Raw genomic sequence first — 15,473 nt, forward strand, 5'->3', positions numbered from 1 at the left:
CGCGGTGGTCGTGAGCGCGGCCTCGCTTACAGAGGTTTCGCGTGACTGGATGGACGACACGCGTGATCCGATGGACGACACGTGTGATCGGACGGACGACACGACCGCGGCCGGGCTCAGCCGTGTGTCGTCCGCTGGATCACGTGTGTCGTCCGTCCAATCACGCGTGTCGTCCATCCAGACACGACCAGTCGCGCTCCGGCACCTGTTTCCACCACCACCGCAGTAGTCGGGCCGGGGACGGCGCCGGTTCCCGGCGGCGGTAATCTCCCTCGCGACACGACCCGGACACCTGTTCCGCCACCGAGGAACCACTGGTGAATCCTGGGAGTGCCACGAAATGACGATTTCCGCGCCGGAGTCCGCCGTCCGCACGGTGGAACTGACCGTGTCGGGGATGACCTGCGCCGCTTGTTCGGCGCGGGTGGAACGCACGCTGAACAAGCTGGACGGCGTCCGCGCGTCGGTGAACTACGCGACCGAGCGCGCCACCGTGCAGGTACCCGAAGCGCTGGACGACGACGTCCTCATCGAGCGAGTCCGCAAATCCGGCTACACGGCGGAAATCCGCGGCGAAGAGGATCCGGACATCGGCTTCGCCCGGGTCCGGGACCTCCGGCGACGTCTGGTCGTCGCCGCGCTGCTGGCGATCCCGCTGGGGAACCTCTCGATCACCCTCGCGCTGGTGCCGCGGCTGCGGTTCCCCGGCTGGGAACTGCTGTGCCTCGCCTTGGCCGTTCCGGTCGTGTTCTGGTCCGCGCTGCCGTTCCACCGCGCCACGCTGCGGAACCTCCGTCATCGGTCGTCCAGTATGGACACCTTGGTGTCGCTGGGGGTGCTCTCGTCGTTCGCGTGGTCAGCTTGGTCCGCCTTCGCGGGCGGCACGGAGCCCGGGTACTGGATCGGCTTCGGCCCGACGGCGGCCGGCGCCGACGCGATCTACCTCGACGTCGCCGCCGGGGTGACCACCTTCCTGCTGGCCGGCCGGTATTTCGAGAGCAGGTCCAGGCGCAGCGCCGCCGGGCTCCTGGCCGCGCTGGACGCCTTGGCCGCCAAGGACGTCCGGGTGCTGCGGGACGGCGTCGAGCGGATGGTCCCGGTCGGTGAACTGGCCGTCGGGGACCTGTTCGTGGTCAAGCCGGGCGAGTCGATCGCCGCCGACGGTGTCGTCCGCAACGGACTGTCCACTGTGGATGTGAGCGCGGTGACCGGTGAGCCGGTGCCCGCGGAAGTCGCCACCGGCGACCGGGTCGTCGGCGCTTCGGTGAACCGGGACGGCAGGCTCGTCGTCCGCGCGACCGCGGTCGGCACGCATACGCAACTGGCCCAGATGACCGCGCTGGCCGAACGCGCGCAGGCCCGCAAGGCTGCGGTGCAGCGGCTGGTCGACCGCGTCTGCGCGGTGTTCGTCCCCGCCGTGCTCGGCGTGGCCGCGCTGACGCTCGCGGTCTGGCTGCTCGGCGGGGCACCCGCCCGCGAAGGGTTCGCCGCGGCCGTCGCCGTCCTCATCATCGCCTGCCCGTGCGCGCTCGGGCTGGCGACGCCGACCGCGCTCATGGCGGGTGTCGGCCGAGGTGCTCAGCTCGGCATCCTCATCAAGGGGCCGGACGCGCTCGAGGCGAGCCGCACGGTGGACACCGTCGTGCTGGACAAGACCGGCACCGTCACCACCGGGAAGATGACCGTCACCGCGTGCCGTCCCGCCGACGGGTTCACCCGCGGCGAGCTGCTGCGGTTCGCCGGCGCCGTGGAGGCCGGTTCGGAGCACGCGATCGCGGCGGCCGTGGTGGCCGCGGCGCGGGCGGAACTGCCGGACCTTCCCCCGGTCGAAGGATTCGGCGCGCTGCCCGGGCTCGGGGCGAAGGGCGAGGTCGAGGGGCAGGAGGTCCTGGTCGGCAACGCACGCCTGTTCGCCGAACGCGGGATCGCCGTCCCCGACGATTTCACGGCGGAGGACGGCACCACGTCGATCCTCGTCGCGGTCGACGGCGGGCTCGCCGGGCAGCTGGCGATCCGGGACGTCGTGAAGCCGTCGGCGCGAGCGGCCGTCGAGGCTCTCCACGCGCTCGGCCTGCGGACCGTGCTGCTGACCGGCGACAACGAAGCCGCCGCCCGCGTGGTCGCGGACGAGATCGGCGTCTCCGACGTGCGTGCCGGAGTGCTGCCTGCGGAGAAGGCCGCGGTCATCGAGGAGCTGCGGGCCGGGGGAGCGCGGGTCGCGATGGTCGGCGACGGCATCAACGACGGCCCGGCGCTGGCCACCGCGGATCTCGGCATGGCGATGGCACACGGTAGCGACATCGCGGTGCGCTCGGCCGACATGGTGCTGGTCCGCGAAGACCTGCGCGTGGTCCCCGACGCCATCCGGCTCGCCGACCGCACGCTGCGGATCATCCGGGGGAACCTGGCCTGGGCGTTCGGCTACAACGTCGCCGCGATCCCGTTGGCCGCGCTCGGCCTGCTGAACCCGCTGATCGCTGGGGCGGCGATGTCGCTGTCGTCGGTGCTCGTCGTGTCCAACAGCCTCCGGCTCAAGGACTTCCGACGCGCCGCGTGACACTTGCGGGTGGTTTTGTACCATCGCCCCTCGGAACAAGGGGGCCTTTCGTGAAGCCGTTGAACACCGGCGAACCCACCGGCGTGGGGCGCTACCGGGTGTTCGCCGCGCTCGGTGAGGGCGGGATGGGCCGGGTGCTGCTCGGGATCTCCGCCGACGGGCGCCTGGTCGCGATCAAGCAGGTCCACCCGGGTTTCGCGCACGATCCCGGCTTCCGCGAGCGGTTCCGGCGGGAGGTCGAAACCTCCCGTCTGGTGTCCGGCGCGTACACCGCACCGGTCATGGACGCCGACCCGAACGCGCCGACACCGTGGCTGGCGTCGGTGTTCGTTCCCGGCCCGTCGCTGTCGGAGGCGGTCTCCGCCGCCGGCCCGCTGCCGCCGGTGGCCGTCCGCCATCTCGCCGCCGGGCTCGCGCTGGCGCTGGGTGACATCCACCGTGCGGGACTGATCCACCGCGATCTGAAACCCAGCAACGTCATCCTCACCGGTGACGGACCCCGGGTCATCGACTTCGGCATCGCCCGCGCCGTCGAAGGCGACTCCGAGCTCACGCACACCGGCGCAGTCATCGGTTCGCCCGGTTTCATGTCCCCGGAACAGGCCGAGGGGAAGCCGCTGACCCCGGCGAGCGACATGTTCTCCTTCGGCGCGCTGCTGGTGATGGCCGCGACCGGACGCGGCCCCTTCACCGGGACGTCCACTCCGCACACCTTGTACAACGTCGTGCACCTCCAGCCGGACCTGCGGCAGCTGGCGCCGGAGCTGCGGCAGATCGTCGAGCCGTGCCTGGCGAAGAATCCGGCCGACCGGCCGTCACCGGCCTGGGTGCTGGAGCGGCTCGGCCCGGTCCCGCCGATGACCAGCCCGTGGCCGCCGGTGGTGTCGCATCTCATCGAGGCGCAGCAGGCCGAGGTCCGGCGGCTGCTGAACCCGCCGCCGCCGAAGCGGTCCCGGCGCGGCCTGTACGCGGGATTGGCCGCGGCCGCCGTGGTGCTGCTGGCCGGCGGCACCGTCGCGGCGGTCTCGCTCTCCGGGGACGACCCGCCGCCGGCCGCCATCGCGCCGAGTTCGTCGGCGCAACCGGACGAACCGGTCGCCACCCCGGTCAACCAGGACCCGCTCGGCCCGGACAACCTGCGCCGCGTCGACCTGTGCAAGGTGCTCGCCGGCCGGGACGTACCCGGATTCGGCAAGCTGAGCACGGAGATCGACATCCAGTTCGATTCGTGCACCTACTCCTCGCCGTCGGGTGAGTGGCTGGAGCTGAGCGTCGGCGGTGACCTGGTGGAAGGCGAGGCCGGCGGCGAGCTGGAAGGGCTTCCGCTGCGGATCAAAGGGTCCGGCGACACGTGCGCGGTCGCCGTCCCGGTCAGCGGCCTGCCGAACACCAAGCTGAGCGTCGACGTGAACCGGCTGTCCACAAAGGACCAGGCATGCTCGGTGGTGAAGGCGGCGCTCGCCGACGCGATCAAGCGGATCCGCGCCGGGGGCCACGAGCGCGAGCTCCCGGCCGGCACCCTGGCTCCGCTGGACCCGTGCGCGATCCTCGGTCCTGCGACGACGGACCGGCTGATCGGGCCGGTCGTCGAAACGATCCGCGAACATCTGCACCAATGCCGGTACGACGCCGCGGGCAGCGTCCGCCTGAACTTCGTGCGCGCGTACCCGCCCGCGCAATTGAAGGACTCGTACTACACGCAGGTCGCCACCCTGGATCTCGGCGGTGCCAAGGTGTACTTGGCCAAGGTGGACGACGGCATCGCGCGTTCCACCTGCTCGCTGACCTGGCAGCATCGGTCCGTCAGCGAACGCGACGGGGAGAACGTCGAGCTGACGGTCGGGACCAGTGGTACCAAGATGACCGCCGACGAAGCCTGTGAAAAGGCGAAGGGCTTCGCCGGGGCGCTGCTGCCGAAACTTCCGAAACCCTAGGGCTGACCAGTGAAACCGTTGAACCCCGGCGAACCCCGGCAGATCGGCCCGTACCGGATCGTCGCCGAGCTCGGTGAAGGCGGGATGGGCCGGGTCGTGCTCGGCCTCGCCCCGGACGGCAGGCTCGTCGCCGTCAAACAGCTGCACGCCCAGTTCGCGCACGATCCACGCTTCCGCGAACGGTTCCGGCGCGAGGTCGCCACGTCGCGGCTGGTCTCCGGCGCCTACACCGCCGCCGTCATGGACGCCGACGCGGAAGCGGAAACCCCGTGGCTCGCCTCGGTCTTCGTCACCGGGCCGTCCTTGAAGGAGGCCGTGGACGGTGCCGGGCCGCTACCGGTCGAGTCGGTGCGGCTGCTGGCGTCCGGGCTCGCCGCGGCGCTGACCGAGATCCACCGTGCCGGGCTGATCCACCGGGATCTCAAGCCCAGCAACATCATCCTGACGAGTGACGGCCCCAGGGTGATCGACTTCGGCATCGCGCGGGTGGCGGAGGACGCCCAGGATCTCACCGGAACGGGCGCGATCATCGGGTCGCCCGCGTTCATGTCCCCCGAACAGGCGGGCAGCGGACGGATCACCGGCGCGAGCGACGTGTTCTCGCTCGGCGCGATCCTAATCATGGCCGCGACCGGACGCGGACCCTTCACCGGGCCGACCGCGCCGCAGACGCTGTATAACGTCGTGCACGCCGCCGCGGACTTCAGCGACGTCCCGGACGAGATCCGGCGGATCGCCGAGCCCTGCCTGGCCAAGGATCCCGCGCGACGGCCGACTCCGGAACAGATCCTCGACTTCCTCGGCCCGGTGCCGCCGGGCGCGGCACCCTGGCCACCCGCCGTGCACGCCCGGATCCAGCGGCAGGACGCCGAAGTGCGTTCGGTGCTGGCCCTGCCGCTGCCGATCTGGCGCCCGCAGCCCAAGAAGATGGCGCCGCGGACGAAGAAGATCCTGTTCGGCTCGCTCGCCGCGGTCGTCCTGCTCGTCGTTTCGGGGATGGTCGCGCTCGGTCTCACCATCGCTGACTACGCCAAACCGGAAGATCCCGGGACGACCTCGCTGTCGGCGAGCGAGGCACTCGGCGCGGAACGCCTGCGCCTGGTGGATCCGTGCAAGGTGCTCGCGGGCCGGTTCGTGCAGGAGTTCGGCACCCTGAAACCGGAGACGGGCCCCATCTACCCGGCTCGCTGCAAGTACACCGGTCTCAAGGGCGTCGACTTCGAGCTGCGGCTCGGCGAAGGCGTGTCCGCCAGCAGCCTCGACCGGACGGACCGAACGGCCGAAGGGCTTCCGTTGCTGCGCAGCACGATCAGCGGCGGCTGCGATTCGGTCGTCCAGCTGCCGACGGACCGGCGGCTCGGCGTCGTCGTCTCCCATCCCGGTCGCGAAGGCGATCCCTGCAAGGCCGCCGACGACATGCTGACCGCCGCGCTCACCCGGCTGCGCACGCACGAGGTCGACCGCGCGGGTGATCCGGCGAGCCTGCTCCCGCTCGATCCGTGCACGATCGCCGATCCGGCGGTGCTCGCCAAGACCATGCCCAACGCGCAGCCGGCCCCGCGGACGCTGCGGATCTGCGAGTGGCTGGGCGGCGGGGAGACCCTGACCATCGAATTGCAGAGAGGTTCCTACGCGCCGGAGGGTTCGCCGGTCGACCTCGGTAGCGGTGTCACCGGCGACATGCGGGAGTTCGGCGGCTCGAACTGCGCCGTCACCTGGCGGCATCGTCCGCTGCCGGACCGCGAAGCCGAACACGTCGCCGTCCGGCTGTTGGGTCGCGAAGGGAGCGGTAGCCCGTGCGATCGGGCGAAGGAGATCGCGGGATCGGTCGCTTCGAGGCTGCCGAAACCCTGAGTCCTCGCGGAGGGGGAACCCCTGTGACGGCCCGGAAACGGGGTCCGCTAAGCTATCGCCAGTACGAACGAAACACCACGCGCGTTTAGCTCAGCGGGAGAGCGCTTCCCTGACACGGAAGAGGTCACTGGTTCAATCCCAGTATCGCGCACCAGGTTCGCTTCCCCGGTGGACCGAAGTTCGTACCACGGGCGATTAGCTCAGGGGGAGAGCGCTTCGTTCACACCGAAGAGGTCACTGGTTCGATCCCAGTATCGCCCACCGCAGTGAAGGCCCCACCCGGCTCCGGGTGGGGTTTTTGCGTTTTTGGGGCCAGGCTTGGTCCGTGAAGGCCTCCTTGAGTGACTCTGGGTCCCTCAAGGAGGCCTTCACGGACTTGGTGGGCTTGGGAAAGGCGTGGGTGGTGTCGCGAAAGCCACTTTCGCGACGTCTGACGTCCCGAAAGTGGCTTTCGCGACAGAGGCGCCGGGCGGCCGCGGGTCTGGCCGGCGGCCGACGTTGCGAAAGCCACTTTCGCAACCTTCAACGTTGCGAAAGTGGCTTTCGCAACCCTCCGGCGAGGCGCAGCGCCCAGCAGGACCCGTGAAGTACATGAAGGGGGCCTTCACGTACTTCAGGTGAGCGAGGCCGGAAGCCTCAGCGCCTCGATCATCGGCGTCAGCGTGTCCATGGTCGCGGCGAGGTCGGCCTTCGGGTCGGGGGAGTGGGCGAGCCAGACGGCTGCCTCGTTCATCGCGCCGGAAAGCAGGCGTACCAACGGTTCGACGGGCCGCTTCGCCAGGACACCGTCGTTCATCAGGCCGGTCAGCGCTTCGGCGAGGTGCCGGGCGGACGACTCCGCGTCCAGTTCACGCCAATCCTGCCAGCCGACCACCGAAGGGCCGTCCAGCAGCATGATCTGCTGGGTCTCCGGATCGGTCGCCGCGGCGAGGAACGCGCGGCAGCCGGCGAGCAGCCCGGCCCACGAGTCCGGCGCGGCGTCCGCGGCCCGCGCGATCTGTTCGCCGACGTCGTGCTGTACGACGCCGAGCACGTGCCGGAAGAGGTCCGCCTTGCTGCTGAAGTGGTGGTAGAGCGCGCCTTTGCTCACGCCCGCGGTCTGCGCGATGGTCTCCAGCCCGACCTTGCCGTACCCGTGTTCGGCGAACAGCCGCCGGGCGGTGGCGGTCAACGCCTCCATCGTCTCTTCGCGTTGCTGCTGTTTCGTGCGGGCCATGGCCCGAATCTTGACATACCGACCGTCGGTTGGCTAACTTCAAAGAAACAAACCGACGGTCGGTATTATTTACGAGCAAGGTGGCATCATGCGTCTGACCAGCTTCTATCCCGTTCTCATGACCGAGAAGATCACCGAGACGCGGGACTTTTACTGCGACCACTTCGGCTTCGAGCCCACGTTCGAAGCCGACTGGTACGTCAGCCTCAAACGTGGCGCATGGGAGCTGGCGGTCCTCGCGTCCGGGCACGAGACCATTCCCGCCGGGGCGGGGAACCCCGTGCAGGGACTGTTGCTGAACTTCGAGGTCGAAGACGTCGACGCCGAGCACCGGCGGCTGATCGTGGAGGCGGGCCTGCCCGAGGCGCTTTCCCTGCGCAGCGAGGACTTCGGGCAGCGGCACTTCATCGTCGCCGACCCCAACGGCGTGCTGATCGACGTGATCCAGGAGATCCCGCCGACCGGCGAGTTCGCCGAGCAGTTCACCGACGAGGCTCGCCCGAGCTGACGACGACCGCCACCACGAACAGCCCACAAGCGACGGCCGCCGACACCTGCAACCCCGTGGTACAGGCGGCCTTCGCGGCGGCCAGCAATTCGTCGGCTAACTGCGAGGAGAGACCCGACGCGGCCGTCTCCGCCTGGGCCGGTCCTGACAGGGCGAGCACCCGCGCCGGTTCCGGCACGCCGGATGGGACGGCCAAGTGCCCCGCGTACACCGCGGCGGCCAGGGAGCCGAATACTGTCGTCCCGAAGCCGGCGCCCAGTTCGTAGCCCGTCTTCTCCACCGCCGCGGCGCCGCCCGCCTGGTCCGCCGAGGTCGCTGAAAGCAGGGTGTCGGTGCTCGACGTGAGCGCGAGCGCCATCCCGAGGCCCAGCCCGGTCAGCCCCACGCCCAGGAGTACCGGTGACGTGAGAGCGGCCGATCCCGCCGCCGGGACCAGCAACGACACCGCCGCGACGGCGAACCCGGCCGTGCGGACCCGCGCGTTGCCGAAGCGGCCCAGCAATGAAGGGGTCACGACACTGCCGACGGCCGAAGCGCCCAGTACCAGGAGAAGCCGGCTCGCCGCCGCGGTGGGCGAAAGCCCGAGCACCACCTGCAGGTACTGGGCGAAAAGCAGGCCCAGTCCGACGAGCGTGCTCATCACCAGCAGCACCCCGCCCACCGCGGCCCGTACGCCCGGCCGCCGGAACAGGGTGAGGTCCAGCAGCGGCGGATCGGTCCGCCGCTGGCGGCGCAGGAACAGTCCGATGAGGACACAGCCGGTCGCGCCCGAGGCGACGGCCGTGGTCCAGGAGCCCGGATGCCCGACGGCGAAAGCGATCCCGAGGACGCCGCCCGCGGCGAGGGCGGCGCTGAGCGCGTCCCACGGGCCACGGCCCGGCGGATTCCGGGGGAGCCACAGCAGCGCCAGCACCACCGCCGGCAGGATCACCGGCGGATTCAGCAGGAACGTCGCCCGCCAGCCCCACGCCTCGACGAGCACGCCGCCGAGGATCGGCCCGAACACCGACCCGGTGCCCGCGATCCCGCTGCACACCGCGATCGCCGTGCGACGATGCCGCTGCTCCGGGAACAGTTCGCGCAGCAGCGACATCGTCACCGGCATGATCATCGCGCCGCCACAGCCGAGCAACGCGCGGAACGCCAGCAACGCCGGGACGTTCGGCGCGAAAGCGCAGCCGAGCGACGCGATCCCGAACACGACGTACCCGGTGACCAGCACGCGCCGCCGTCCGTACCGGTCGCCGAGGGTGCCGAACGGCAGCAGCAGCGGCGCGGCGGTCAGCGGGTAGATCGCCACGATCCACACCTGAGCCGACGCGCCGGGCCGCAGCTGCCGGACGAGGTCGGGCAACGCGACGTGCAGCACGGTCGCGTCGACCGCCACGAGGAAGAGCCCGGCGCCGAGTACCGCCAGCAGCGGCCAGGCGCGGTCGACCGCTCGCTCGGCCCGGGCCGTGGTCACAGGAGTCCCGCCAGATGCCGCGCCACGACATCGACGTGCGGCGGGTCGACGACCGACAGGTGATGCGCCTCGACCGGCACGATCTCCAGTCCCGGGCACAGCTCCGCCCAGCCCGCCGCGAGGTCGGTACGCGAATACCGGGGTTCCATCGCCAGCCCGGCCGCGTACTGCTCGGTCGCCCGGTAGAGCACGACCCGTCCGTCGTAACGGCGCGGCGTACCGCGTTCGGCCGCCAGTGTGTCCAAAAAGGACTGCCGCTGGTGCCGGAGCACCCCGGGGCTGAGCAGGCCCGCCTCGGCGACCCGCCGCATGGTCAGCTCGATCTGTTCCTCTTCGGGCAGCGGAGCCAGCTCCTCGTGGCCTAGCCGGACTTCGCGGCCGTAGGTCCCTTCGACGTAGCCGGTGAACCGCAGGAACCGCCGGGCGGACGACGCCCTCGGGTCGAGATCCGGTTCCGGAAGCGGGAGCATGGTGTCGATCAGCGCGACGAACTCGACCTCTTCACCCTCTTCGGCGAGCCGCGCGGCGACGCCGTAGGCCAGCGCCCCGCCGAACGACCAGCCCGCCAGCCGGTACGGCCGGTCGCGACGCTGCGCCCGCACCAACGGCAGCAACTGCTCGACCCGTTCCTCGATGCTGACCCCGGGGACGCGTTCGAACCCGACGCACGGCACACCGGAAGGCAACCGCTCCAACAGCGGGCGGTACACGGTGCAGGTGCTGCCGCCGGGGTGGAAGAGCAGCAGCGGCGCGACGCCCGCTTCGCCGGGAGCGAGGACGTGCACCGGCCCGCGCTCCTCCCGCGTGTCGAGGATGGCGCGGGCGACGTCGGCGATGGCCGCGAGCGAGTCGTGCCGCCGGAGTTCGGCGGCGGTGACCGGCGTGTCGAGTTCGGTGCTGAGCCCCTGGGCGAGTAGTTCGGCCAGCCGGTCCGGTGTTTCCGTCTCGGTCAGCCGGACGTGGGTGCCGGTCGCTTCGGCCCCGGTGTGCTCCTGCCAAAGACGCAGGACGAGGCGATCCGCCGCGTCCCAGGCGCGGCCCCGAGACGGCAGTGGTTGCTCGTTTTCGCGGGGCGCTAGGTCGCGGCTTAGATCGGCGAGGGTGGCGCCGCGGAGCACGCTGACGGAGTCGGGTTCCGTACCGAACTCGCGGCGAACGGCTTCCTTGATCCGGTTCGCCATCAGGGAATCCAGCCCGAGCTCCACCAGCGGGACATCGGCGTCGAGCCGATCGGGTCGCAGCCCTATGACGGCGGCGACGATCTCCGTCAGCCGGTCGCCCCCGGCCGTGCGCACCGGTTCGGGTTCCGGCGTGCGTGCCGCGAACGACGGCGGTGCTTCGGCGGTGGTGTACCAATGGCGTTCGTGCCGCCACGGCATCGGCGGGACGTCGACCAGCCGGGCGCCGTCGTCCGGATCGGCGGTGGTGATCCGGGTGCCCGCGCAGTACAACTCGGCCGCGGCGGCGCCCAGCGTGCGGACCTCGTCCTGGCCCCGCCGCAGCGTTCCGGTGACGACAGCGTCGTGGATCCCCTCGGCTTCGAGGGTCCTGGTCACCGAGCCCCGCAGGATCGGATGCGGCGACACCTCCAGGAAGACCCGGTGCCCGTCCGCGGCGGCGGTTGCGACCGCTTGCCGGAACCGCACGGGACGGCGCAGATGCGCGGCCCAGTACCCGGCGTCGAAGTCCGGCAGTTCCCGCGGATCGGCGAGTACCGTGTCGTACCAAGGCACCGTCGGACGGCGGCCGCCCAGTTCGGCGAGCGCCTCCCGGAGCGCGGGCAGCACCGGATCGACCCGGGCGGAGTGCCCTGCGACCTCGACCGGCAGCCGCCGCGCGGTCAGCCCGGCGGCCTCGAGTTCCGCGACGAGGAGATCGAGCACGGTCGCGTCCCCGGCCACGGTCAGCTGCCCCGGCGCGGATTCGACGGCGAGTTCGATATCCGGGTACAGGTCCAGTTCCTCCGGCGCCAACTCGACCGCCGCCATCGCGCCACCCGGGCCGAGGCTGCCCAGAAGCCGGGCGCGCGTCGCGACCAGGTGAACGGCCTCGTCGGGGGTGAGCACGCCGCTCACGACGGCGGCGGCCGCGGACCCGAGCGAGTGCCCGACGATGGCCGAGGGCCGGACCCCGAGTGCCTCCCACTGGGCGGCCAGCGCGATCTGCGTCCCGAAGATGGCCGTCTGGGTTTCCGGCAGGGACAAGGGATCCCCGCTGGTGAGCAGTGCGCGCAGCGAGCGGCCGGTGTGCTCGGTGAACAGGTCGTGCAGCTTGTCGACCTGCGCGGCGAACGCGGGTTCGGCGCGCAACAACCCTTGCCCCATGCCCGGCCACTGCGAGCCGTGACCGGAGAACACGAAGACCGGCCCGTCGGTGCTCACGGTGGTGCCGGTGACGGCGCCCGCGGGAAGTGGATCGGCACCGGAACCGATGGCCCGCAGCAGTGCCGCCAGTTCGGTGGTGTCACCGGCGACGACGGCGGCGCGATGTGGCCCGCCGTTGTCGCGCCGGGACAACGTGTGGGTGACGTCGGCCAGGGAAAGCGACGGCATGGATTCCAGCCAGTCCGCCAGCTGAGTCGCGCGTTCGGCGAGTCGGTCGCGGGTGCGGGCGGACAGCAGCCCGATCCGGACGTCGGCGCGGTCCGGCGCCGGTTCCAACGGCGGCGCCTGTTCGAGGACGACGTGCGCGTTGGTCCCGCCGAAGCCGAACGCGGACACGCCGGCCGTGGCGCGACCGGACCGGCGCGGCCACGGCGTCGGCTCGGTCACCACCTTCAGACGCAGGTCGTCGAACGGGATGTGCGGATTGGGGGCGGAGAAGTGCAGCTGGGGCGGCAATTCGTCCCTGGTCATCGCGAGGACGACCTTGATCAGCCCGGCGATCCCCGCGGCCGCCTCCGCGTGCGCGATGTTCGTCTTCACCGAGCCGATCAGCAGCGGGGCGTCGGCCGGGCGGTCCTTGCCCAGCACGGCGCCGAGCGAGCGCGCCTCGATCGGGTCGCCGAGCAACGTGCCGGTGCCGTGCGCCTCCACGTAGTCCACAGTGGACGGATCGAGCCGGGCGCCGTGGTACGCCGTGCGCAGCATGTCCTGCTGGGCGATGGGGTTCGGCGCCGCCATGCCCTGTGACCGGCCGTCGGAGTTCACCGCGGTGGAGCGGATCACCGCCAGCACCCGGTCACCGTCGTACTCGGCGTCCGTCAGCCGTTTGAGCACGACGACGCCGCAGCCCTCGGCACGCGCGATGCCGTCGGCCTCCGCGGCGAACGTCTTGCACCGCCCGTCCCCGGCGAGCAGTCCGGCGGCGGCGAACGCGGCGGTCGGCCCGGGCAGCAGCATGAGGTTCACCCCGCCCGCCAAGGCCAGATCCGCCTCGCCGTCGCGCAGCGCGCGCATCGCGTGGTGCACCGCGACCAGTGACGACGAGCAGGCGGTGTCCACCGCCATGCTCGGCCCGCGCAGGTCGTAGACGTAGGAGAGCCGGTTGGCCGCGATACTCCCGGCCGCGCCGGTGGCGGTCCAGAGGTCGACGCCGCCGCTCGCCATCGTGAGATGCCCGTAGTCGTGGGTCGAGATCCCGGTGAACACGCCGGTCCGGCTGCCGCGCAGGGAGGCCGGGGCGATGCCGGCGTGTTCGAGCGCTGCCCAGGCGACCTCCAGCAGCATCCGCTGTTGCGGGTCCATTGTGGACGCTTCGCGTGGAGTGATGCCGAAGTGGTCGGCGTCGAAACCGGCGACGTCGTCGAGGAATCCGCCCACGATCGGGGCCGCCTCGGCGTCCCACCGGCCCGGCGGCGCGGTCCGGACGGCGTCCCGTCCGCTGCGGAGCAGATCCCAGAACTCGTCGAGACCGTCCGCGCCCGGCCAGCGGCAGCCGAGGCCGACGACGGCGATCGGGTCGGTCCGGCGACGGTCCGTGCCCGTCCGCTCCGGTTCGGGCTCCGTGCCGCCGGTGAGCGAGCGGGCCAGGTGGTCGATGGTCGGGCTTTCCCACAGCAGGGTGGCCGGGAGCGGGGTGCCGAGCAGATCTTCGAGGTCGGCGGCGATACCGACGGCCTGACGGGAGGACAGGCCGTAGTCGCTGAGCGGGCGGTCGGCTTCGAGCCGGGCCGCGTCGACGCCGGTGTGCCCGGCGACGGTGTCGAGCAGCCAGCGGCGCAGCGCCGGGGCGTCGAACGTCGGGTTTCTCATCGCACCAAGGCCTTTCCGTAATCACCGGCGAGGTAGCGGTCGCGGCAGGCGCTCCGCGCGATCTTCCCGCTGGAGGTCCGCGGGACCAGGCCCGCCGGGACGAGTACGACGTCACGCAGCGCGAGGCCGTGCGCGTCGGAAACGAGCCGCCGGATCGATGCTTCGAGTGCCCGTTCGTCCTCCGCGGTCAGCGTGCCGTGTCCGCGGTGCTCGGCGACGACGACCGCGGATTCGGTGTCGGTGCCTTCGACGGCGAACGCGGCGACACTGCCGGGGCGGATGTCGCGATCGGCGGAAGCCGCGGTCGCTTCGACGTCCTGCGGGTAGTGGTTGCGGCCGTCGACGATGAGCAGATCCTTGATCCGGCCCGCGATGTAGACCTCGCCGTCGTACCGGACGCCGAGGTCACCGGTGCGCAGCCAGGGACCCGTCGGCAGTTCCCCGTGGTCACCGGTCAGCCGGGCGCCGAAGGTTTCGGTGCTCTCCAAGGGTTTCTGCCAGTAGCCGGTGCCGACGTTGGGGCCGTGGACCCAGATCTCGCCGACCGCGCCGTCTTCGAGCGCGACACCGGTTTCCGGGTCGACCAGCGCGACGTGCTGCCCCACCGGGACTCCGCAGGCGACCAGCCGGAGACCGTTTTCCGCCTGCCGCGCCGTTCCCGCCCCCAGCGCGGCGCGGTCGAACGTGGTCACCCGCGGAGGGACGCCGGGGCCGGTGGTGACGAAGACGGTCGCCTCGGCCAGCCCATACGCGGGCCGCGTCTTGTCCGGGGTGTATCCGACCTCGGCGAAGGTGTCGTGGAACCGGTCGAGCACTCCGGGGTTGATCGGCTCGGCGCCGTTGACGATCGCGGCGACGCGGTCGAGACGGAGCTTGGCGCGGTCCTCCTCGCGCACCCGGCTCGCGGCGTAGTGGAACGCGAAGTTCGGTGCGGCGCTCCAGCTCGCGTTGTGGTCGCCGAGCAACTCCAGCCAGCGGACCGGGCGCTCGATGAAGGCCAGCGGGTCCATCAGCACCGACCGCATGCCCATGGCCAGCGGGGTGATCAGGCCGAGCACGAGACCCATGTCGTGGAACAGCGGCAACCACGAGACGGTGGTCCCCGACGGGTCGATGCCGAGGCCTCGCACCGCCTGACCGACGTTGGCGAGCACGTTCGCGTGGGTCAGCACCACTCCGGCCGGACTGCGGGTCGAACCGGACGTGTACTGCAAGTACGCCACGTCGTCCGGTGCTGGAGCCGGGGCGGGCCAGGCGCGGCCGGGGCCCGCGGTGGGCTTGTCGGCCGTGACCACGGCGACGCGCTCGCCGCCGGGCAGGCCCGCCAGGAACTCGCGGACCGCGTCCTCGGCCGCGGCGGTGGTGATCACCGCGGTGGGGGAGCAGTCGGTCAGCACCGCGGCGAGCCGTCCGGCGTGCCCGGGCAGCCCGGGATCGAACAGCGGCACGGCGATCGCGCCCGCGGTGATCGCACCGAGGAACGCGACGACGTAGTCGGCGCTCTGCGGGCACAGCACCGCCACCCGGTCACCGGGCCGGACGGGCAGCGCCGCCGCGACGGCGTCGACACGCTCCTGGAGTTGCTTCCAGCTCAGCGTCTTCCGGCGTCCGGCGCGATCGGCCGAGAAGTCGGCGAAGGTCAGCGCGGGCCGGTCGCCGTCGGTGTCCGCCCAATGCCGGAGGCAGGCGGGGAGGGTGTTTCCGGGGGCCAGGGACATGACGTCTCCTCGGGGGTTCGGCGGGAGG

At 71.5% G+C, this 15,473-nt stretch carries 8 protein-coding genes and 2 tRNA genes; 6 read left to right on the top strand and 4 right to left on the bottom strand.

Translation table 11 applies throughout. The features are described 5' to 3' along the window. Positions 1–340 precede the first annotated feature (340 nt). From H4W30_RS05990 to H4W30_RS06010, 5 genes are all read left to right on the top strand, one after another. The gene (locus tag H4W30_RS05990; protein ID WP_192741858.1) at positions 341–2,557 is read left to right on the top strand and encodes a heavy metal translocating P-type ATPase; all 2,217 of its coding nucleotides are present in this window, start codon (positions 341–343) and stop codon (positions 2,555–2,557) included. Between the two features lie 50 nt (positions 2,558–2,607). Next, positions 2,608–4,491 (top strand): serine/threonine-protein kinase, encoded by a 1,884-nt coding sequence (locus tag H4W30_RS05995; RefSeq protein ID WP_192741859.1) that lies wholly within the window; start codon positions 2,608–2,610, stop codon positions 4,489–4,491. Between the two features lie 9 nt (positions 4,492–4,500). Further along, positions 4,501–6,345 carry a serine/threonine-protein kinase gene (locus H4W30_RS06000; RefSeq protein WP_192741860.1) on the top strand — a complete coding sequence of 615 codons (1,845 nt, stop codon included), beginning with the start codon at positions 4,501–4,503 and terminating at the stop codon, positions 6,343–6,345. Positions 6,346–6,424: 79 nt separating this feature from the next. Beyond that, positions 6,425–6,499, top strand: a tRNA-Val gene (locus tag H4W30_RS06005). Positions 6,500–6,534: 35 nt separating this feature from the next. Continuing rightward, positions 6,535–6,606 (top strand) — tRNA-Val (locus tag H4W30_RS06010). 352 nt (positions 6,607–6,958) lie between these two features. Here H4W30_RS06010 and H4W30_RS06015 read toward each other — a convergent pair. Further along, positions 6,959–7,561, bottom strand: coding sequence for a TetR/AcrR family transcriptional regulator (locus tag H4W30_RS06015; RefSeq protein WP_192741861.1), 603 nt, complete (start codon positions 7,559–7,561; stop codon positions 6,959–6,961). Between the two features lie 88 nt (positions 7,562–7,649). On the opposite strand from H4W30_RS06015, the gene H4W30_RS06020 reads away from it, so the two are divergent. Continuing rightward, positions 7,650–8,069 (top strand): VOC family protein, encoded by a 420-nt coding sequence (locus H4W30_RS06020; protein WP_192741862.1) that lies wholly within the window; start codon positions 7,650–7,652, stop codon positions 8,067–8,069. On the opposite strand, the gene H4W30_RS06025 is transcribed toward H4W30_RS06020, so the two are convergent. From H4W30_RS06025 to H4W30_RS06035, 3 genes are read right to left on the bottom strand one after another with little or no spacing between them, the layout of a single operon-like run. Beyond that, on the bottom strand, positions 8,044–9,534 hold the full coding sequence (locus H4W30_RS06025) for an MFS transporter (RefSeq protein ID WP_192741863.1): 1,491 nt from the start codon (positions 9,532–9,534) through the stop codon (positions 8,044–8,046). The two genes, H4W30_RS06020 and H4W30_RS06025, sit on opposite strands and share 26 nt — an antisense overlap. After that, positions 9,531–13,727 carry a type I polyketide synthase gene (locus H4W30_RS06030; RefSeq protein ID WP_192741864.1) on the bottom strand — a complete coding sequence of 1,399 codons (4,197 nt, stop codon included), beginning with the start codon at positions 13,725–13,727 and terminating at the stop codon, positions 9,531–9,533. Before H4W30_RS06030 ends, H4W30_RS06025 begins: the two co-directional genes overlap by 4 nt. After that, entirely contained in the window at positions 13,724–15,445 is a 1,722-nt protein-coding gene (locus H4W30_RS06035; RefSeq protein WP_192741865.1) for a fatty acyl-AMP ligase, read from the bottom strand. The genes H4W30_RS06030 and H4W30_RS06035 overlap by 4 nt, the downstream gene beginning before the upstream one ends. Positions 15,446–15,473: the final 28 nt, after the last annotated feature.

The organism is Amycolatopsis roodepoortensis (genome assembly GCF_014873915.1).
In the GTDB taxonomy this organism is placed as follows: domain Bacteria; phylum Actinomycetota; class Actinomycetes; order Mycobacteriales; family Pseudonocardiaceae; genus Amycolatopsis; species Amycolatopsis roodepoortensis.

Bases quoted from the DNA above. Each gene is read 5' to 3' on its own strand.
- H4W30_RS05990 (WP_192741858.1), top strand. From the start codon at position 341: ATGACGATTTCCGCGCCGGAGTCCGCCGTCCGCACGGTGGAACTGACC.
- H4W30_RS06015 (WP_192741861.1), bottom strand. From the start codon at position 7,561: ATGGCCCGCACGAAACAGCAGCAACGCGAAGAGACGATGGAGGCGTTG.
- H4W30_RS06020 (WP_192741862.1), top strand. From the start codon at position 7,650: ATGCGTCTGACCAGCTTCTATCCCGTTCTCATGACCGAGAAGATCACC.
- H4W30_RS06030 (WP_192741864.1), bottom strand. From the start codon at position 13,727: ATGAGAAACCCGACGTTCGACGCCCCGGCGCTGCGCCGCTGGCTGCTC.
- H4W30_RS06035 (WP_192741865.1), bottom strand. From the start codon at position 15,445: ATGTCCCTGGCCCCCGGAAACACCCTCCCCGCCTGCCTCCGGCATTGG.